The following is a 20,284-nucleotide window of genomic DNA, read 5'->3' as shown; positions in this document are numbered from 1 at the left end:
GCTATGGGCATTTTTTCCATCGCCAGCCAGCACATCCGCTTCGCCGTGAAGCTGGCATGCGCCATTGTGCTGGCGCTGTTTGTTGGCTTCCATTTCCAGCTTGAAACGCCGCGCTGGGCCGTTCTGACCGCCGCGATCGTCGCCGCCGGCCCTGCCTTCGCGGCGGGTGGCGAGCCTTACTCCGGGGCAATTCGCTATCGCGGGATGCTGCGTATTATCGGCACCTTTATCGGCTGTATCGCCGCCCTGACCATTATCATCCTGATGATCCGCACGCCGCTGCTGATGCTGATTGTATGCTGTATCTGGGCGGGTTTTTGCACCTGGGTCTCTTCGCTGGTGAAGGTGGAGAACTCGTACGCCTGGGGCCTGGCGGGATATACCGCGCTGATTATTATCATCACCATTCAGAGTGAACCGCTGCTTGCTCCGCAGTTCGCCGTGGAACGTTGTAGCGAGATTGTCATTGGTATCGTCTGCGCGATTGTCGCCGATCTGCTCTTCTCTCCGCGATCCATCAAGCAGGAAGTCGATCGTGAGCTGGACGCGCTGATTGTTGCCCAGTACCAGCTCATGCAGCTGTGCATTAAGCACGGCGACAGCGAAGAGGTCGACAAGGCCTGGAGCGCGCTGGTGCGCCGCACGCAGGCGCTGGAAGGGATGCGCAGTAATCTCAATATGGAGTCTTCCCGCTGGGAGCGTGCCAATCGTCGACTGAAAGCGATCAATACCGTCTCGTTAACGCTGATCACCCAGGCGTGTGAAACCTACCTGATTCAGAACTCTCGCCCCGAAGTGGTAACGGATACCTTCCGCGAACTGTTTGATGAGCCTGTGGAGACGGTGCAGGACGTGCATCGACAGCTTAAACGCATGCGTCGTGTGATTGCCTGGACGGGCGAACGGGATACGCCAGTCACCATTTATACCTGGGTTGGCGCCGCAACGCGCTACCTGCTTCTGAAACGCGGCGTGATTAGCAACACCAAAATCAGTGCGGCGGAAGAAGAGGTGTTACAGGGCGAAGTGGTGATCAAACCGGAATCCGCCGAGCGTCATCATGCGATGGTTAACTTCTGGCGTACCACCCTGGCCTGTATACTCGGCACGCTGTTCTGGCTGTGGACCGGCTGGACGTCCGGCAGCGGCGCGATGGTGATGATTGCCGTCGTTACCGCGCTGGCGATGCGTCTGCCCAACCCGCGCATGGTCGCTATTGATTTTCTGTACGGCACCATTGCGGCGTTACCCATTGGCGCGCTCTACTTCCTGGTAATCATCCCCTCGACGCAGCAAAGCATGCTTTTGCTCTGTATCAGCCTGGCGGTGATGGCGTTCTTTATCGGGATTGAGGTACAAAAACGCCGTCTGGGATCGTTAGGTGCGCTGGCGAGTACGATTAACATCCTCGTGCTGGATAACCCGATGACCTTCCATTTCAGCCAGTTCCTGGATAGCGCATTAGGCCAGCTGGTGGGCTGTTTCCTGGCGATGATGGTGATCCTGCTGGTGCGGGATAACTCTCAGGCGCGGACAGGGCGCGTGCTGCTCAATCAGTTTGTGTCGGCCGCCGTATCGTCCTTGACCACCAACACCGCGCGGCGCAAGCAGAACCACCTTCCGGCCCTTTACCAGCAACTGTTCCTGCTGTTGAATAAATTCCCGGGCGATGTCGCTCGCTTCCGTCTGGCGTTAACCATGATTATCGCGCACCAGCGTCTGCGGAACGCGCCAGTGCCGATCAACGACGATTTGTCCGCTTTCCACCGCCAGCTACGGCGAACGGCGGACCATGTGATATCGGCATCCAGTGATGACAAACGTCGCCGCTACTTTAAGCAACTGCTGGAGGAGCTGGATATCTACCAGGAGAAACTGCGAGTCTGGGAAGCGCCGCCGCAGGTTACCGAGCCGGTAGAGCGGCTGGTGTTTATGCTGCACCGCTACCAGAATGCGCTGACAGACAGCTAACGAAGAGAAAACCGACGCCAAAAGCGTCGGTTTTTTTGTGGCTATACTTATTCTTGCAGGTTCAAACATTCAGGAAGGGAGGACACATGACAACCCAGGCTCTTCAGGACAGTATTCTTTTTCAGACCGGGTATCTGGTTAACGGTATCTGGAAAACACTCGACACCACGTTTGATGTGCTAAACCCGGCCACGGGCGAGGTGGTTGCGAAAGTGGCGAAAGCAGGGAAAGCCGAAACCGAAGAGGCCATTGCGGCCGCGACGAAAGCCTTTCCCGCATGGCGCGCAAAAACGGCAAAAGAGCGTTCCGCGATCCTCTATCGCTGGTATGAACTGATTATCGAGAACAAAAGCTGGCTCGGGCGGCTGATGACCACCGAGCAGGGCAAGCCGCTGAAAGAGGCTGAGGGCGAGGTGGACTACGCTGCCAGCTTTATTCAGTGGTTTGCGGAGCAGGCCAAGCGCGCTAACGGTGAAATCATTCCTCCGGTTAAACCCGGCTCCCGTATTCTGGCCACTCGTGAACCTGTTGGGGTGGTTGCTGCTATCACGCCATGGAATTTCCCGATGGCTATGCTCACCCGTAAGCTCGGCCCGGCGCTGGCAGCAGGATGTACCGGCGTCATCAAGCCTGCAAACAACACGCCGCTGAGCGCCTTTGCGCTGCTGACGCTGGCGAAGCAGGCCGGTGTGCCGGATGGTGTGCTGAATGCGGTCGCGGGGAGCACCTCAGAAATTAGCGACGCCATTATGGCCAGCCATGACGTGCGCAAAATCTCGTTTACGGGGTCAACCGCCGTCGGGAAAACGCTGGTTCGCAATTCCGCTGAGACCATGAAAAAGGTATCGATGGAGCTGGGCGGCAATGCGCCGTATATCGTTTTCGAGGACGCGGATATTGAGGCCGCCGTCAAAGGCGCCATCGCCAATAAATTCCGTAACGCCGGGCAGGTCTGCGTCAGCGTAAACCGTTTCTATATTCAGGAGACGGTCTATGACAAGTTTGTCAATCAGCTTGCCGATGCGGTGAAGGCGCTGAAGGTGGGTAACGGTCTGGACGAGGGCGTCGTTGTCGGCCCGCTGATTGAGCCTTCGGCTGTCGAGAAAGTCCGTGAGCACGTCGAAGATGCGGTAGCGAAGGGGGCCACGGTGCTGGCTGGGGGTAAACCGCACGAACTTGGCGGCAACTTCTGGATGCCAACCGTACTCGGTGACTGCCATGAAGGCATGAAGCTGGCAGAAGAGGAGACCTTTGGTCCCGTTGCCGCCTGCTTCCGCTTCACGTCGGAAGACGAAGTGGTTATGCGCGCTAACAATACGCCTTACGGGCTGGCGGCCTACTTTTATACCCAGAATCTCTCGCGCGTGTTCCGCGTCTCACAGGCCATTGAGAGCGGCATGATCGGAATTAATGAATGTGCGGTCTCGACCGAGCTGGGTCCGTTTGGGGGCGTAAAAGAGTCCGGGCTGGGGCGCGAGGGGTCCGTGCTGGGGCTGGAGGAGTTTCTGGAAGTTAAAACCCTGCATATCGGGGGCTTATAATAGACAGGGCGGCATCTGCCGCCCGCCTGTACCGGGTGGCTGGCAATGAAAATTTATACCTTTGATTTTGACGAAATTGATAGTCAGGAAGACTTCTACCGCGAGTTTATCCGGGCGTTCGACCTGGAGCGGGGCAGCGTAAACAATCTTGATATGCTATGGGATGTGGTTACCGGCGACAGGCTGCCGTTACCGCTGGAGATCGAATTTACCCATCTGCCTGAAAAACTGCGCAGACGCTTTGGCGCATTGATTTTATTGTTTGATGAAGCGGAGGAGGAGCTGGAAGGGCAACTGCGTTTCAACGTGCGCCAGTGATAAAAAAGCCCCTGACCGGGAGGTCAGGGGCAAGTCGTATGATGAGATACGACGAGGGTTTATTTGTACAGTTCTGCGGTAGCGTGCCAGTGGTCGCCACTGCGCGCTTCGATGATGCGATAAGATGACGCACCCTGTTCTTCCGCTTTTTTGTTCAGCATTTCGTGCATGTCCATCGGAGAAGTACCGATGGCACCAACAGAAACGGTCCCGATAGCCTGACGGGATTGTGCCTGTTCGGCGTTAATAGTGTCGGCTGCAAACGCACCGAATGACAGGACTGACAGTACGCTCAGGGCAGCTACAGTGGTTTTAATTTTCATGATTATTTACCTCGTCAATTATTTTACTGGGGTCTTTGTTCTGTGACCCTCATCACAAAATCAAGTATACACTAATCACGGAAAAAATTAATACCAGACTAATGGTTTCGCCTGTTATTACGTGTTAAAAACATCATTTTTTATAACGGGAATGAATAAAAAAGGGCGTTACTCTGCAGGTGTTATGATTTTTTATTATGTAAATCAATTGGATAGGCGGCTTTGATTTTTAGTGCGATTTTACGGCAGATCATTCACTGAATGAATGTTAACAGGCGGTAAAAAGCACTATTTGCAAAAGCAGCAGGCAGAGAAAAGCAGGGTAAAACGAGGCGGCCGCAGAATGATCCCCGCAGCCAGGCGCTACGGGGCAGAAGATTACAGCTCCTGTTCGAACAGGACCAGAATCGCTTCGTAGAGGTCTTTCACCGAGAAACCATTTGCCGGGGTCGTAAAAATGGTGTCATCGCCGGCGATGGTCCCGAGGATCCCCTCTGCTTTACCCAGCGAGTCCAGCAGGCGGGCAATCAGCTGGGCTGCACCCGGGCTGGTGTGGATCACGACCACGGCATCGTTATAGTCAATGTCCAGAACCAGGTTTTTCAGCGGGCTGGAGGTCGTTGGCACGCCAAGTTCAGCAGGCAGGCAATAAACCATCTCCATTTTGGCGTTGCGCGTACGCACTGCACCAAACTTGGTTAACATGCGGGAGACCTTCGACTGGTTGATGTTGTCGAAGCCTTGCTCCTGCAACGCCTGAACAATTTCTCCCTGAGAACTGAATTTCTCTTCTTTGAGTAGCGCTTTAAACGCTTTCACTAATTCTTCTTGCTTAGACGAGCTTCGCATAAGTCACCCGGAATATAACGATAGAAACAACATTATTATGCATGTGGATGAATTTTTATGCAAATTATCTACCTGGCACCAGGCTGAAATAATGTTATGAAAGGGAGAGATTTTATCAGATTTCGTTATCAGAAAACATGCCTGGGTCACGCCGCGCAAATAAGCTTAAAAGTAAATTAAATGTTATCAAAATGATGTTGTTTTGGTGGCGTGGCAGGGTGTATTGTAACCCCCTCTTAATTCGTTGTTGCCCACAGCCTGATAGCATTCGGGTGAAGGTCAAAGACGTGCGACCTCAAATTCTTTAGCGATGAAAATTGTAATTAATGACGTGCTGAATTATGGTCGCCGCAACGGAGTTACAGATACTTAAGTTAACCATAATAAGGAGTTTAGGATGAAAGTCGCAGTCCTCGGCGCTGCTGGTGGTATCGGCCAGGCGCTTGCCCTACTACTGAAAACCCAACTGCCTTCAGGCTCAGAACTCTCCCTGTACGATATTGCTCCGGTAACCCCAGGTGTGGCGGTTGACCTGAGCCACATCCCGACAGCTGTGAAAATCAAAGGCTTCTCCGGTGAAGATGCGCGTCCTGCGTTGCAGAATGCCGATGTGGTGCTGATCTCCGCGGGTGTTGCACGTAAACCGGGTATGGATCGTTCAGACCTGTTCAACGTCAACGCGGGCATCGTGAAAAACCTGGTTCAGCAGATCGCTGAAACCTGCCCGAAAGCGTGCATCGGTATCATCACCAACCCGGTGAACACCACCGTTGCCATCGCAGCAGAAGTGCTGAAGAAAGCGGGCGTTTACGACAAGAACAAACTGTTCGGCGTAACTACGCTGGATATCATCCGTTCCAATACCTTCGTGGCTGAGCTGAAAGGCAAGCAGCCAACGGAAGTGGAAGTGCCGGTTATCGGCGGACACTCTGGCGTGACCATCCTGCCTCTGCTGTCGCAGATCCCGGGCGTGAGCTTCACCGAGCAGGAAGTGGCTGACCTGACCAAACGTATTCAGAATGCAGGCACCGAAGTGGTGGAAGCGAAGGCGGGTGGCGGTTCTGCAACCCTGTCTATGGGCCAGGCGGCGGCGCGTTTCGGCCTGTCTCTGGTTCGCGCGCTGCAGGGCGAGAAAAACGTGGTTGAATGCGCTTACGTAGAAGGCGACGGTGAACACGCGCGCTTCTTCTCTCAGCCGCTGCTGCTGGGTAAAAACGGCGTTGAAGAGCGTAAGTCTATCGGCACGCTGAGCGCGTTTGAGCAAAACGCGATGGAAGGCATGCTGGATACGCTGAAGAAAGACATCACGCTGGGCGAAGAGTTCGTTAACAAGTGATCTTGTCCCGGTAAAAAAAACGGAGCGCTAAGCTCCGTTTTTTTATGCCCGTCAGTTAGTGGCCGGGTATTCCTGGATGGTGACCTGAATCGTGAGCTTCTTGTCATTACGCATGACTTCTACGGGGATGATAGAGCCCGGTCGAATTTCCGCCACCTGGTCCATCGTTTCAAGCGCAGAGACCGCCGGCGTGCCGTTGACGGAAAGAATAACGTCGTTCACCTGGATACCTGCATTGGCCGCCGGGCCGCCAGGTGCCACTTCGTTGACCACAATCCCCTGGATCTGATCGATACCACCGCCCTGCGTATGCATCGGCGCGATTTCACGCCCGCCAATACCGATGTAGCCACGGATCACGCGGCCATCGCGGATCAGCTTGTCCATGATCTTGGTCGCCAGCTGGAACGGAATGGCAAAGCCAATCCCTTCCGGTGTTTCACCATCGTTGCTCTTGTCGAAGGAGAGGGTATTAATGCCCATCAGTTCGCCCAGAGAGTTCACCAGCGCACCGCCGGAGTTACCGTGGTTGATCGAGGCATCGGTTTGCAGGAAGTTCTGCCGCCCTGACGGGTTCAGTCCAATTCGACCTGTCGCGCTGATGATCCCCTGAGTGATGGTCTGGCCCAGGTTGTACGGGTTACCGATCGCCAGCACCACATCGCCGATGTGCGGCGTTCGTTTGCGATTAATCGGGATAGTCGGCAGACCGCCCGTGGCGTTGATCTTCAGCACCGCCAGATCGGTCAGGCTGTCCGACCCCACCAGCAGGGCTTCAAACACGCGGCCATCCTGCAAGGCGACGATAATCTGGTCGGCATCGTTGATCACGTGTTTATTGGTGATGATGTAACCCCGGTCATCCATGATCACACCGGAACCGAGCGTGCGGATCTCCAGCTGGTTATGAGCGGAACTGTTAAGCCCGCGGTTATAGACGTTAACCACGGCGGGGGCGGCACGGCGTACCGCCTGATTGTACGTTGCAGGCGTTTCATCCGTGCTGTCGAACTGAGGAGCCGACAGTTTGTTGAACTGGCGTAAAGATGGCATAGCCACCAGCAGCAGACCGGCAACGATCAAACCAATGACAATTGAACGAAAGAGCTTTAAAAGCATGATGCGTGTGTCGTTAAAAAAGGAACGGTTTGCAGCATAACATGAGTTATCCGGACATCACACGCAGCGGCGATGCCCGGAGTCGCAAATGGTTAACGCAGTAAAATGTAGAGGGTGTCGTTGCCACGGATAATTTGCAGGGCAATGACCGCCGGTTTACTCTCCAGCACCTTGCGCATTTCGGCAATAGACTGCACGCGAGTGCGGTTCACGCCCACGATCACGTCGTCCTGATGTAAACCTGCCTGCGCGGCCGGGCTGCTCTTCTCAACGGCAGTGACAGAAATGCCTTTCGTGCCGTCTTTAAGCTGACCGTCGCTCAGCGTTGCGCCCTGTAGCGCCGGGGAGATCTGTTCTGCACTGGCGGAAGAGGAGGTGCTCTTGTCCAGTGTCACTTCCACGGTCAGCGGTTTGCCCTCGCGGATCAGGCCCAGCTTCACTTTAGCGCCAGGCTCCGTGGTGGCAATACGCGAACGTAATTCAGCGAAGCTGCTCAGCGGTTTATCGTTCAGGCTGACAATAACGTCACCGGATTTCACGCCCGCTTTCGCAGATCCTGAGTTGGGCAGCACTTCGCTGACAAACGCCCCGCGCTGGACGTTGAGCTTAAAGGCTTTGGCGATATCGGCGCTCATCTCCATGCCTTTAATGCCCAGCAGCCCGCGCTTAACCTCGCCAAACTGTATCAGCTGTTGAGACAGGGTTTTCGCCATGTTACTCGGAATGGCAAAACCAATCCCGATGCTGCCGCCGCCTGGTGCGAGGATAGCGGTATTAATGCCGATCAGTTCGCCGTTCAGGTTAAGCAGCGCACCGCCGGAGTTGCCCCGGTTGATGGAGGCATCGGTCTGGATGAAATTTTCCAGCCCTTCGAGATTCAGGCCGCTGCGCCCCAGGGCAGAGACAATCCCGGAGGTGGCGGTCTGCCCTAAACCGAACGGATTACCGACCGCGACGGCAAAATCACCCACGCGCAGCTTATCGGAATCGGCGATGGCGATCTGGGTCAGGTTGCTGGGGTTTTGCACCTGTAGCAGGGCGATATCACTCTGATCGTCACCGCCGATCAGTTTGGCGTCAAACTCCCGGCCATCGTTCAGCTGAACGCTGATTTTATCAGCCTGGCTGATCACGTGGTTATTGGTCAGGATATAGCCTTTGGCCGCGTCGATAATCACGCCTGAACCAAGGCCTTCAAACGGCTGAGCCTGCTGATCCGGCGCCTCTTCGCCAAAATATTTCTTCAGCTCTTCGGGAATACGCTGGCTTTGGCGTGCCGTCCCTTCCACCTGAACGCTGACTACCGCAGGCAGGACTTTTTCAAGCATCGGCGCAAGGCTGGGAATGGCTTCTTGTCCTGGCACCTGCGAAGGTAGTGCCGCACTGGCGGGGAAGGACGCCGAGAGAGATAACCCGACACTTAACGCTAAGGCGCTCAACAGCTGGTTTTTTTTCTTCATCGATGCTGACTCTCGTATCCTGGAATGAAAAAGAACGGCCCCAAAAACATCTTGATGTTATTGAATTTTCAACCGCTGAACAATGAGGTGTTTGACTAAATAATAGCTGGGGACGGGAAGAAAGGACGGGCGCATAAGGTGCGCCCGTAAAATTTATTCAGGTTGTGCGATTAATCGCGCTTTACGCCACCGCGCAGCAGGCCGGACGCGCCGTCTGAATAGTCGCGTGGCATCTGAACCGGTGCCTGATCGTTACCGGCCTCAGAGTCCGCCAGACGATTGCGGAAGGGGTTGCTCTCCGCGGTCATTTCCGGCAGCAGGCTGCTGGAGCTTTTCGCCATGTGCTGGTAGAGCTGGCGATAATCTGTCGCCATGTTGTCCAGCAGCTCAGCGCTACGGGCAAAGTGGCTGACCAGCTCTTCGCGGTATTCTTCCAGTTCGGCTTTGTTCTTTTCCAGTTCGTATTGCAGTGACTGCTGCTGACGCAATTTGCGGTTACCGAAACGCATGGCCACAGCACCAATGATGATGCCGACGACTAAACCGATTAGCGCATATTCCCAGGTCATGAACTTCTCCCGTTGTCTTGTTGTTCCGTAGGGTGTTGGCTCGGCTCCTGCCTGTGCCTGATTATGCCACTATAACCGCTATTTCCGCAGAAGTGGAATCCTGACGTATCATCGCGTAGTGTAGAACGGCCTTTTTTTCATCAGCCACGCGCGCTGATGAGGTTTAACTAAAGGAATAACAATAACATCATGCAAAACCTGTCCCCATCATCGCGTTACCAACTCGCCCTGAGTGAGGGCACACACCAGCCGGATGATGTCCAGCGTGAAGCGGTAAACCGCCTGGACACGATTTACCAGGAGCTTCTGGCGAAACCCGCCGATGCGGTGCAGAGCAGTGGGCTGAAGGCGGCATTCGGCCGTTTACTGGGCAAAAAAGAGCCCACGGTAAACGCACCGGTTCGTGGCTTATATATGTGGGGCGGCGTTGGACGGGGTAAGACCTGGCTGATGGACATGTTCTACCAGAGCCTGCCCGGCACGCGTAAGCAGCGTCTGCACTTTCACCGTTTTATGCTCCGGGTCCATGAAGAGCTGACGGCGCTCCAGGGCGAAACCGACCCGCTGGAAATCGTGGCGGACCGCTTCAAGGCGGAAACGGACGTACTCTGCTTCGACGAATTCTTTGTTTCCGATATTACGGACGCGATGCTGTTGGGGGGGCTGATGAAAGCGCTGTTTGCGCGTGGGATCACCCTGGTGGCGACCTCAAATATCCCGCCGGATGAGCTTTATCGCAACGGTCTCCAGCGGGCGCGTTTCCTGCCAGCAATAGATGCCATTAAGCAGCACTGCGACATCATGAATGTCGACGCTGGCGTCGACTATCGTTTGCGCACGCTGACGCAGGCGCACCTGTGGCTTTCACCGCTGAACGCCGACACAGCCAGCGAGATGGATAAACTCTGGCTGGCGTTGGCAGGGGCGCCGCGGGATAACGCACCAGCGCTGGAGATTAATCATCGTCCGTTGCCGACGCTTGGCGTAGAGAACCAGACGCTGGCCGTCTCGTTTGCAACGCTCTGCGTGGACGCCCGCAGCCAGCATGACTACATTGCGCTTTCGCGTCTGTTCCATACCGTTATGTTATGGGATGTGCCCGTCATGACCCCACTCATGGAGAGCGAAGCGCGCCGCTTCATCGCGCTGGTGGACGAGTTTTATGAGCGCCACGTCAAGCTGGTAGTCAGTGCCGAGGTGCCTTTATATGAGATCTATCAGGGCGAGCGCCTGAAGTTTGAGTTCCAGCGCTGCCTGTCGCGCCTGCAAGAGATGCAGAGCGAAGAGTACCTCAAGCGTGAGCATATGCCATAAATGCTACCCTCTCCCCGTGGGCTGAGGGATCCCCAGTAATTTTTTTATGCAGAAGCAATAAAGTTGCTTTCTAAATGACTGAGGGCTGTCAGCGATGCCCTGGTCCGGCTGTAAATCGCTGAGGCGTTTCCTGCAGGCCGGGGCGAGGCGCAGGGATGCGCCGAGAGGGCGGCTTTACAGGGACGTTGCCTCCGCCCGTACCCGATAAGCCGGAAGGAATAAGCCGAGGGCACCGCGAAGCGGCGATTTACCGCCGGGAGCCTGGGTCGCCAGGGTGGTGGCGACTGAGCCACCCTGGCACGTTCACCGGTCATGTCGTTACAGAGTAGCAAGGAACATAAAGTGAACGGAATGACCACCACCGCCGTATGTTCCCCTCACCCTAACCCTCTCCCCTGAGGGGCGAGGGGATTGCTCAGTGCTCGCATTAATTTGTGGGGAACCCTCAGCCCCGTGGGAGAGGGGCTGTGGGTGAGGGCACCAGGCCTTAACAAACGCTACCCTCTCCCCGTGGGAGAGGGGCTGTGGGTGAGGGCACCAAGCCTTAACAAACGCTACCCTCTCCCTGTGGGAGAGGGGCTGGGGGTGAGGGCACCAGACCTTAACAAACGCTACCCTCTCCCTGTGGGAGAGGGGCTGGGGGTGAGGGCACCAGACCGCACAATACGTAGCCCCGAAAAACCCATCCCAAATCACATTTAAGGGTCGATCTTTGACCTCAACTTCTCTATAATCTTGCGACCCCACGTTACGAGAAGGTTTTTTTCCCGAAACTTTCTATGTGTCGGCATGTGCTATTCGAAGGGGTAGGTTTGCCGGACTTTGTCGTGTGAACCTCAACTGACTAAACGTTTGGGTGTTCACCAACGTGTAACTTATTATTTGGGTAAGCTTTTAATGAAAACTTTTACAGCTAAACCAGAAACCGTACAGCGCGACTGGTATGTTGTTGACGCGACCGGTAAAACTCTGGGCCGTCTGGCTACTGAACTGGCTCGTCGCCTGCGCGGTAAGCATAAAGCGGAATATACTCCGCACGTTGATACCGGTGATTACATCATCGTTCTGAACGCTGACAAAGTTGCTGTTACCGGCAACAAGCGTACTGACAAAATGTACTACCACCACACCGGCCACATCGGTGGTATCAAAGAAGCGACCTTTGAAGAGATGATTGCCCGCCGTCCTGAGCGTGTGATTGAAATCGCGGTTAAAGGCATGCTGCCAAAAGGCCCGCTGGGTCGTGCTATGTTCCGTAAACTGAAAGTTTACGCAGGCAACGAGCACAACCACGCGGCACAGCAACCGCAAGTTCTTGACATCTAATCGGGATTATAGGCAATGGCTGAAAATCAATACTACGGCACTGGTCGCCGCAAAAGTTCCGCAGCTCGCGTTTTCATTAAACCGGGCAGTGGTAAAATCGTAATTAACCAGCGTTCTCTGGAACAATACTTCGGTCGCGAAACTGCCCGCATGGTAGTTCGCCAGCCGCTGGAACTGGTTGATATGGTAGAAAAACTGGATCTGTACATCACCGTTAAAGGTGGTGGTATCTCCGGTCAGGCAGGTGCGATCCGTCACGGTATCACCCGCGCGCTGATGGAGTACGACGAATCCCTGCGTTCTGAACTGCGTAAAGCTGGCTTCGTTACTCGTGACGCTCGTCAGGTTGAACGTAAGAAAGTGGGTCTGCGTAAAGCACGTCGTCGTCCACAGTTCTCCAAACGTTAATCTATTCTGCTTACGCAGAACGATTGGCGAAAAACCCGCTTCGGCGGGTTTTTTTATGGATAATGCGCAGGTTATCCACAGTAACATTTCATATATCTTCTCTTTTTCCACATTTCCGGCATCCCCTCACCACAAAGCCATCAAAATCTGGTAAACTATCATCCAATTTTATGCCCAAATATCGGTGAATACTCGATTTTTGTTCGATTCTTGAACAATGTGTTTTCTCTGGGATGGGCGATACATCATCTGGCTGGCCCCGTTGGGCTGGTAGCAGTAAAAATTCTGAATATACCTGGAGGTTTTCATGGCTGTCGCTGCCAACAAACGTTCGGTAATGACGCTGTTTTCTGGTCCTACTGACATTTATAGCCATCAGGTTCGTATCGTGCTGGCCGAGAAGGGTGTCAGTTTTGAGATCGAGCATGTGGAAAAGGATAACCCGCCTCAGGATCTGATCGATCTCAACCCGAGCCAAAGCGTACCGACGCTGGTGGATCGTGAGCTGACCCTGTGGGAATCCCGTATCATTATGGAATACCTGGATGAGCGTTTCCCGCATCCGCCGCTGATGCCTGTTTACCCTGTTGCGCGTGGTGAAAGCCGCCTGTACATGCAGCGTATCGAGAAAGACTGGTACTCGCTGATGAACGTTATCGTTAACGGTTCCTCTTCAGAAGCGGATGCTGCGCGTAAACAGCTGCGTGAAGAGCTGCTGGCGATTGCGCCGGTATTTGGTCAAAAACCTTTCTTCCTGAGCGATGAGTTCAGCCTGGTAGATTGCTACCTGGCACCGCTGCTGTGGCGCCTGCCAACCCTGGGCGTAGAATTCAGCGGTCCTGGCGCGAAAGAGCTGAAAGGCTACATGACTCGCGTATTCGAACGCGACTCTTTCCTGGCATCCTTAACTGAACCGGAGCGCGAAATGCGTCTCGGCCGAGGCTAATGACTGTGGAAATGTCACAACTTTCACCACGCCGTCCGTATCTGCTGCGCGCCTTCTATGAATGGCTGCTGGATAACCAGCTCACGCCGCACCTGGTTGTGGATGTGACGTTGCCGGGCGTGCAGGTTCCAATGGAATACGCACGCGACGGACAGATTGTACTGAATATTGCGCCACGTGCAGTGGGTAACCTGGAACTGGCGAACGACGAAGTGCGCTTTAATGCGCGTTTCGGCGGCGTGCCGCGTCAGGTTTCCGTTCCGCTGGCTGCGGTTCTGGCTATCTACGCCCGTGAAAACGGTGCAGGTACCATGTTCGAACCGGAAGCGGCTTATGATGAAGAGGTCGCCAGCCTGAACGATGATGGGACATCCGATGAACGTGAAAGCGACACGGTAATGTCTGTGATTGATGGCGATAAACCCGACCATCACGACGACAATGACCCTGATGACGATCCGCCTCCGCGCGGTGGTCGTCCGGCACTCCGTGTCGTCAAATAAACTTCATAAAGCACAATATTTTTTCCGAACCTGCACAACTGTGCAGGTTTTTTTATTTTCTGCATAAAATTACTCTCTAAAAAACTTGTGTCTTTGCAAAAGATATCGGTCTATTAATTGGCATGGGATTAATCTTGTTGGGTTATTTTCTGTAGGACAGTTAAATTTATCTTCAATAATGTTTTATTTTAATTTGATTGTATCCGATATCACCCTGTGAAAATATATATGTGCGTTAACAAAAACGGATTTTCTTTTAAGGACAAATTATGAATATCACTTTTAAAAAATTATTTTCATCTGCTGCTATTTGTGCAGCCCTCGCCATGTCAAATGCACACGCTGCTAATGATGTGACGTTGAAAGTTATTGGTAATATCGTTCCTGGTTCCTGCGTACCCTCACTGCCAAACGGTGGAGTGGTAGATTATGGCACAATGCCAGCTTCTACCATCAATCCAACTGGCACGGCGAATACACTGGTTCAGTTGGGGGCTAAAAGTATTACTCTCACTATTACCTGTGATAGCGATACCAGCGTTGGGGTGACTTCTACGGATAACCGCCATGATACTCGTGTGGGCCTGGGGAGCGCCGCTTATATTGAAAATGGGTTTTTCGATAATGTAAATGCTAACGCTTCAGGAAACGCCTATGGCTTGGGTAAAACGAGTGCGGGTGTGAATATTGGCTCCTATGTAATTGCAGCAGATCCCGTTAATACAACAACAGATGGTGTTGTCGCTGATCTCATTGCAGCCACAGGTACCGATACATCAAATTATACCTGGGTAAAATCCAGTACGGGTGCTTTTGCACCAGTTAACAGTGGCACAGGCCAGACACGTGTCTTTACGGCTGCTGCATCGGGAACCACCACACCAAAAGCTTTTAAAGTTATGAATATGCCGTTACGCATTACAACTGCGCTTCAGGACAACACTGTATTGGGTACAGGCGATACTATCACGCTTGACGGTAATGCCACGCTGAGCCTTGTTTATCTTTGATATTCGTTATTGCTAAATGCTGTAGAAAATAAATCGGGAAATGAAAATAATGGAATTTAAAAAAGTACTCTCGGCAGCAACCGTCGCCGTAGCCTTCGGTTTATCCGCTTTTGCTGCCCAGGCCGCTAACGATGTTACGCTGAAAGTTGTCGGTACGATTAACCCGGCTGCATGTACGCCGACCCTGCCTGATGGCGGCGTTGTAGATTATGGAACGGTACTGAACCAAAATATTGCACCGACCGGTGCGACAAACAAGCTGGTACAATTGGGGCAGAAAAGCATCACGCTAAATATCAGTTGCGAAAGCAACATGAGCGTTGCTTTTACCTCCACCGATAACCGCCTGGACAGTCGCGTTAACCTGTCTTCAACCGCGTTTATCGCAGGTAGCGGTACGGATAAATCAGACTTCAGCAACACCGCTGGTGCCTTTGGTCTGGGTAAAACCACCGCTGGCGTGAGCATTGGTGCTTACACCGTTGCCATCAATACTGAAGCGGTCACAGCGGATGGCGCGAATGTTGACACCCTGGTAACAGGGAGCATCACTGAAGGCCAGCGTTCCTGGGAGAAAGTTGCGCCAGGCCTGGGTTACCTCTGCTCGCTTAATGGCTGCACGGGCTACCAAAAAGCGAATACCGTAGCAACAGCCGGTACCACGCAGCCAAAAGCCTTCAAACAGCTTAGCGTGCCGTTGCTGGTTACCTCTGCAGTGCAGGATAACTCGGTATTAGGTACGACTGACGTAATTACGCTGGACGGTAACGCAACCATTAGTCTGGTATATCTCTAATAATTTAACGCTTAATTAACGTGGCAATGGTTAGAGTATTTAAAAGCCATTGTCACGCTTTTTTTGCATTAAAATAGCTTTCTCTGCCGCAAGAATAATAAAAATAATGCCGGTATGATTTTTATTTATTTATGTGAGTGGAAAGTCATGAAGAAAATTCTATATCTTGCGTTGTTGGCTGTAGCGACAAAGTGTTGTGCCACCGGTATGGTTCCAGAAACATCGGTTTTATTAGTCGATGCACAAAAAGGCGAAGCCAGTATGAATGTTAAAAATACGGATTCGCAACCTGCATTGCTTTATACAAACATTGTAGATTTACCTGATAGCGATAAATCTATTCGTTTAATCGTTTCTCAACCTGTAGTCCGTGTCGACGCCGGGGAAACACAGCGAATGCGTTTTCTGCTGCAAACCAGCAAACCCATGAAGTATGAAGAACTTAAACGCGTCACGTTCGAAGGCATTCCTCCAAAGGAGAAAGGAGAAGATAAAGTTGCGTTGACTATCCGCCAGGATCTTCCTGTTGTAATTCATCCTGCGGGTCTACCTGAGGAGACGCAGCCATGGAAATTTTTGACATGGAACAAAAAGGGTGATGGCCTGGTTATCAACAATCCCAGCGATTACGTTGTTCGTATAACGGCATCCTTTAAAACATTACCCTCAGGAAAAGCGGGTGTGCTGGATAAGACCTACATCCTTCCTCACACCTCGATAAAAACAACATTACCAAATTTCTCTGATAATAAAGTTGAATTCTATCCGGCGAGTCGTTACGGCTATAAAGGGGATCGCTTTACTACAGATTTGAAGTAAGCCTCTATAAGGACAGCAAAGGATATGCAGCAAAAAACGTTACTCGCCTGTCTCATTGGCCTGGTCTGTTCTGGCCAGGCGATGGCTCAGCAGATGGAGACTGCTGCCATTAATTTTGATCAGGAAACGCTTCGTTCACTGGGGATAAACCCGGACGTATCAAATTATTTCTCTCGCAAGACGAAGTATTTACCGGGTAGCGTTTCCGTCGCCCTGAAGGTGAATGGTGATAATAAAGGCAACGTTATTGCTCGTTTCGACAACAACGGCGATCTCTGTTTCGACAAACCTTTTATGGAGCAGGCAGGATTAAAAGTTCCCTCTGACTATGAGCTCGGCTGCTACGATTATACCGGTCATATCCCGAGCGCTATTGTGGAGGCTTCGCCTGCGCAAGAATCTCTAAGTCTGGTTGTACCGGCGGATCGGATAGCAAACAGCGAATCGGATATCGGAGCTTATACTTCCGGTGGCACTGCTGCGCTGTTGAATTATTCTCTTCTCTCCTCGCGCAATGAGTTTGGTGACGGGCACTCTGACTATTCACAGGCCATGCTGGACGGTGGGGTCAATTTCGACGACTGGATCTTACGTACTCAGCAACTGCTGAGCCGGAGCGACGGAGAATTCGAGAGTAATAACTCGTCGACCTATTTGCAGCATACTTTTGTCCCCCTGAAAAGTACCCTGAGGGCGGGCGAGGTCAATATCAATAACTCCCTTCTTCAGGGAACGGGAATCTATGGTATCGAGCTTTCACCGGAGAGCGCCTTACAACAGGGCGGTAGCGGAGTGAGCGTGTCCGGTATCGCCAATACGCCTCAGGCCCGTATTGAAGTGCGTCAGCAAAATGTTCTGGTGTACAGCACACTGGTGCCGGTCGGGCCGTTTAATCTCACCGATGTGCCGGTACGTAACGGCGTTAGCGATCTGAACGTGACGGTAGTGGAAACCGATGGCAGCCAGCACAGCTATGTGGTGCCCGCAGCGCTGTATAACCAGAGCGCAGGGGCGCCTTCAGGATATCACTTCGCGCTGGGACGAGTGAGCGATAGCTATAGTGAAACGCCATGGGTAGCCAGCCTTTCTGGAGGCTGGAAACTAAGCGAACGGGTGAATGTCAACGCAGGCTCAATCGTAGGCGAAGATTACCAGGCTGTCGCCACCAGCCTTGATACAGTGCCGCTACCAGCCTGGCTTGTTTCACTCCAGGCGAACCAGTCCAACGATTCGAAAGATTCACTGAAAGGGCAGAGGTACACGCTATCGGCAACATGGAGTTCTGACCCCGCATTTGGCATGGGGGCTAACGCCTCTGTTACGCATAAATCGCAAGACTATCGCGAACTTTTTGAAGCACTGGATGATGATTTCGACAGCGGTAATAAAAATGAGTATTCCGCCGGGCTGACCTGGAGTGTGCCCTACTTAGGCACGCTTAGCACCAGCTACTACCAAACGCAGGGTTATGATAAGTCAGATGATTCCCGCTTCATCTCTGCGGGTTGGAACAAGTCATTCAAGTACGCCACGATTTCCATGAACTGGCAACATCAGTTGAGTGCAGATGAGGAGAATGAGGATGATGGCGATCTGTTCTACGTCAACCTCAGTATTCCTTTTGGTGCCAGCAATAGCGTTAGCCTGTACAGCCGTCATGATGACCATAAAACGCGGTATGGCGCCTCTGCGCTTGGCGTCGTAAGTGATACCACATCCTGGTCGCTGGGAGCTGAACACGATCAGGCCACGAATCGCGATAATGTAAACGGTGGGATAAGCAGCAACCTTCACTATACGCAGCTTGGCCTGAGCGCCAGTTCGGATAACGAGAATAGCCGCAGCTATTCAGGATCGCTACAGGGGGGCATCGCGGTTCATGGACAAGGCGTTACGTTCTCTCCATGGGCGATCCGCGACACGTTCGCGATCGCTGCTCTGGATAAACCCGTCTCCGGTGTGAGGATTGACACGCCCCAGGGGCCGGTATGGACCGACTTCCGTGGTCAGGCAGTGGTACCGTCAGTGGGAGCCTGGCGCCCAGCGCGGGTAGAAGTGGATACGGAAACATTGCCGAAAAATATGGATATCGGGAATGGAACCCGTGTCGTCACGCTTGGCAAAGGAGCGGTAGGGCATCTTGATTTTACTGCGTTAACCCAGCGACGTGCACTGGTGAACGTTACCCTGGCAAACGGTAAAAAGCTGCCGAAAGGGATCGCCCTTGAGGATTCGCACGGAAATTATCTTACGACCTCAGTGGATGACGGCGTGGTCTTTTTTAACGATGTTGAACCTGCTCAACAGGTGGTGGCAAAACTGGATAACGGCACCTGTGCATTTGGTCTGAAGCTTCCGAAAGAGGCAAATACCGATACATTCTATGAAACTGTCAATGAGGTGTGTAAATGAAGGCGCTTTTTTTAGCCGTGTGCGCAATGGCGTTTTCTCTGCATGCTATGGCTGACTGCCAGTTAGTATCAAGCCAGCAAAAACTCAGCTATGGCCGTATGAGTGCCGCAGAGCGCCAGGCGGAAGGGAACAGGTTGATTGAGATGCCGGAGAAACAGATTGTCCTGAACGTGATATGCGATGAACCGTCGCGTATTCGTCTCTTTCTGGGAAGTAACGTACCGAAAGGGCATGAATTTGGTTTTGGTGATAACGGCGTCATGCGCGTTACTGCCGCGCAGGCAACGGTGGACGATCGTACAGTCAATCTGGCGGCTATCCATGCCGGTGACCCGTGGGTTACCAATGGCGGCGTGAGAGAGATCGCGCCAGCGCTTAACGAAGGGATTGCGTTTATCAACGGTCAGGAGCTGCGGGGAAAAACGGCGTCTGTCACGCTTACCATCAAACCGCGCTTCAAAAGTAACCATATTACGGACAGAGAAGTGTGGCGCGGAAATTTACGCGTAAGGATGGATGTACAATGAAAAAGCGTATAGCGCTATTACTCTGCGGAATGTCTGCCGCTTCAGCGGTATGGGCAACTGATACGGTCAATATTGATGTGGATGTCACCGTTGACGCTGCCGCCTGTACACCGGCGTTGAGCAATGGCGGTGTGGCAGATTTCGGCACGCGCTATGCGGGGTCGCTCTCCTCCAGCGCATTCACACAGCTTGGTACTCGCGATCTTACACTATCGGTGACGTGTGAATCTTCTACGGGAGTTGCGATTACCGCGCGTGATACCCGCGCCAGTTCCGTGGTCGTTGGCAAAGATAAATCCGGGCAAGAAGGGGTAAAATTCCAGATAAATAACGGTGCCTATGTGCGTGATACGACCCGCCTGTTTGGTTTAGGATTGACCAGCGAGCAGAAGCCGATTGGCAGTTATGGGGTGCAAATTAACGCGGCAGGCGTGACGGCAGCCGACGAAAGTGCCGCTGTTCAGGTGGAGATCGCCGGGGCCGCGACCAAAAATGGTCCATGGACGCGCACGACGCTATTGCCCTTGCCGACCCAGCAGGACTTTTTCTATACGTTTGTGCAAAAAGGCACGGATATTCCGCAGCCGATCTCATCGGCGGTTGTTCCGCTACAGGTGAGCGCCGCTGTCGCCAACGGGCTTGGCAGCGGGCAAGAGATCAAGCTGGACGGCGAGGCGGTGATTACGCTGGTCTATTTATAATCTCTTTTCTGTAAAAGAATATCGAAAATAGACGCG

Annotated in this window: 20 protein-coding genes; 15 read left to right on the top strand and 5 right to left on the bottom strand. The window is 53.0% G+C overall.

Annotation, left to right across the window (positions count from 1 at the left end):
* Window positions 1-3 precede the first annotated feature (3 nt).
* From aaeB to L2Y28_RS20065, 3 genes are all read left to right on the top strand, one after another.
* A complete protein-coding gene (aaeB, locus tag L2Y28_RS20075; protein ID WP_022649559.1) occupies window positions 4-1,971 on the top strand; it encodes a p-hydroxybenzoic acid efflux pump subunit AaeB in 1,968 nt (655 codons plus the stop codon).
* Between the two features lie 86 nt (window positions 1,972-2,057).
* On the top strand, window positions 2,058-3,512 hold the full coding sequence (locus L2Y28_RS20070) for an NAD-dependent succinate-semialdehyde dehydrogenase (RefSeq protein WP_022649558.1): 1,455 nt from the start codon (window positions 2,058-2,060) through the stop codon (window positions 3,510-3,512).
* A gap of 45 nt (window positions 3,513-3,557) precedes the next feature.
* Window positions 3,558-3,830: a barstar family protein gene (locus tag L2Y28_RS20065; RefSeq protein ID WP_022649557.1), complete on the top strand. Its 273-nt coding sequence runs from the start codon at window positions 3,558-3,560 to the stop codon at window positions 3,828-3,830.
* Between the two features lie 59 nt (window positions 3,831-3,889).
* On the opposite strand, the gene yhcN is transcribed toward L2Y28_RS20065, so the two are convergent.
* Window positions 3,890-4,153: a peroxide/acid stress response protein YhcN gene (gene yhcN, locus L2Y28_RS20060; protein WP_006812160.1), complete on the bottom strand. Its 264-nt coding sequence runs from the start codon at window positions 4,151-4,153 to the stop codon at window positions 3,890-3,892.
* A 378-nt stretch (window positions 4,154-4,531) separates the two neighbouring features.
* Window positions 4,532-5,002: a transcriptional regulator ArgR gene (argR, locus tag L2Y28_RS20055; protein WP_003860428.1), complete on the bottom strand. Its 471-nt coding sequence runs from the start codon at window positions 5,000-5,002 to the stop codon at window positions 4,532-4,534.
* Window positions 5,003-5,399: 397 nt separating this feature from the next.
* Between argR and mdh the strand changes: the two genes are divergently transcribed.
* On the top strand, window positions 5,400-6,338 hold the full coding sequence (gene mdh, locus L2Y28_RS20050) for a malate dehydrogenase (RefSeq protein ID WP_022649556.1): 939 nt from the start codon (window positions 5,400-5,402) through the stop codon (window positions 6,336-6,338).
* 51 nt (window positions 6,339-6,389) lie between these two features.
* Here mdh and degS read toward each other — a convergent pair whose 3' ends face one another.
* From degS to zapG, 3 genes are all read right to left on the bottom strand, one after another.
* Window positions 6,390-7,457 (bottom strand): outer membrane-stress sensor serine endopeptidase DegS, encoded by a 1,068-nt coding sequence (gene degS, locus L2Y28_RS20045; protein ID WP_003860430.1) that lies wholly within the window; start codon window positions 7,455-7,457, stop codon window positions 6,390-6,392.
* A gap of 92 nt (window positions 7,458-7,549) precedes the next feature.
* Window positions 7,550-8,917, bottom strand: a complete 1,368-nt coding sequence (degQ, locus tag L2Y28_RS20040; RefSeq protein WP_022649555.1) for a serine endoprotease DegQ — start codon at window positions 8,915-8,917, stop codon at window positions 7,550-7,552.
* Between the two features lie 170 nt (window positions 8,918-9,087).
* Window positions 9,088-9,486: a Z-ring associated protein ZapG gene (gene zapG / locus L2Y28_RS20035; protein WP_022649554.1), complete on the bottom strand. Its 399-nt coding sequence runs from the start codon at window positions 9,484-9,486 to the stop codon at window positions 9,088-9,090.
* 189 nt (window positions 9,487-9,675) lie between these two features.
* Between zapG and zapE the strand changes: the two genes are divergently transcribed.
* The 11 genes from zapE to L2Y28_RS19980 all read left to right on the top strand — a co-directional run bounded on the left by zapE (window position 9,676) and on the right by L2Y28_RS19980 (window position 20,248).
* On the top strand, window positions 9,676-10,800 hold the full coding sequence (gene zapE, locus L2Y28_RS20030; protein ID WP_022649553.1) for a cell division protein ZapE: 1,125 nt from the start codon (window positions 9,676-9,678) through the stop codon (window positions 10,798-10,800).
* Between the two features lie 897 nt (window positions 10,801-11,697).
* Window positions 11,698-12,126, top strand: a complete 429-nt coding sequence (gene rplM, locus L2Y28_RS20025; protein WP_003860434.1) for a 50S ribosomal protein L13 — start codon at window positions 11,698-11,700, stop codon at window positions 12,124-12,126.
* A gap of 15 nt (window positions 12,127-12,141) precedes the next feature.
* The gene (gene rpsI / locus L2Y28_RS20020) at window positions 12,142-12,534 is read left to right on the top strand and encodes a 30S ribosomal protein S9 (RefSeq protein ID WP_003860436.1); all 393 of its coding nucleotides are present in this window, start codon (window positions 12,142-12,144) and stop codon (window positions 12,532-12,534) included.
* Between the two features lie 307 nt (window positions 12,535-12,841).
* Entirely contained in the window at window positions 12,842-13,480 is a 639-nt protein-coding gene (gene sspA / locus L2Y28_RS20015; RefSeq protein WP_003860438.1) for a stringent starvation protein SspA, read from the top strand.
* A gap of 5 nt (window positions 13,481-13,485) precedes the next feature.
* Window positions 13,486-13,983 carry a ClpXP protease specificity-enhancing factor gene (gene sspB, locus L2Y28_RS20010; RefSeq protein WP_032622090.1) on the top strand — a complete coding sequence of 166 codons (498 nt, stop codon included), beginning with the start codon at window positions 13,486-13,488 and terminating at the stop codon, window positions 13,981-13,983.
* A 269-nt stretch (window positions 13,984-14,252) separates the two neighbouring features.
* Window positions 14,253-14,993, top strand: a complete 741-nt coding sequence (locus L2Y28_RS20005) for a DUF1120 domain-containing protein (RefSeq protein WP_022649551.1) — start codon at window positions 14,253-14,255, stop codon at window positions 14,991-14,993.
* 49 nt (window positions 14,994-15,042) lie between these two features.
* Window positions 15,043-15,789, top strand: coding sequence for a DUF1120 domain-containing protein (locus L2Y28_RS20000; protein WP_022649550.1), 747 nt, complete (start codon window positions 15,043-15,045; stop codon window positions 15,787-15,789).
* 147 nt (window positions 15,790-15,936) lie between these two features.
* The gene (locus L2Y28_RS19995) at window positions 15,937-16,608 is read left to right on the top strand and encodes a fimbria/pilus chaperone family protein (protein ID WP_022649549.1); all 672 of its coding nucleotides are present in this window, start codon (window positions 15,937-15,939) and stop codon (window positions 16,606-16,608) included.
* A gap of 24 nt (window positions 16,609-16,632) precedes the next feature.
* On the top strand, window positions 16,633-19,020 hold the full coding sequence (locus L2Y28_RS19990) for a fimbrial biogenesis usher protein (protein WP_022649548.1): 2,388 nt from the start codon (window positions 16,633-16,635) through the stop codon (window positions 19,018-19,020).
* Window positions 19,017-19,547: a hypothetical protein gene (locus L2Y28_RS19985; RefSeq protein WP_022649547.1), complete on the top strand. Its 531-nt coding sequence runs from the start codon at window positions 19,017-19,019 to the stop codon at window positions 19,545-19,547. The genes L2Y28_RS19990 and L2Y28_RS19985 overlap by 4 nt, the downstream gene beginning before the upstream one ends.
* A complete protein-coding gene (locus L2Y28_RS19980) occupies window positions 19,544-20,248 on the top strand; it encodes a DUF1120 domain-containing protein (protein ID WP_022649546.1) in 705 nt (234 codons plus the stop codon). The genes L2Y28_RS19985 and L2Y28_RS19980 overlap by 4 nt, the downstream gene beginning before the upstream one ends.
* The last annotated feature ends 36 nt before the right edge of the window (window positions 20,249-20,284 follow it).

Origin of the sequence: Enterobacter sp. JH25 (assembly GCF_021725435.1) — a bacterium.
Classification (GTDB): Bacteria; Pseudomonadota; Gammaproteobacteria; order Enterobacterales; family Enterobacteriaceae; genus Enterobacter; species Enterobacter intestinihominis.
The sequence above is the reverse complement of the archived record's forward strand: the minus strand, read 5'-3'. Positions and strand labels throughout refer to the sequence as shown.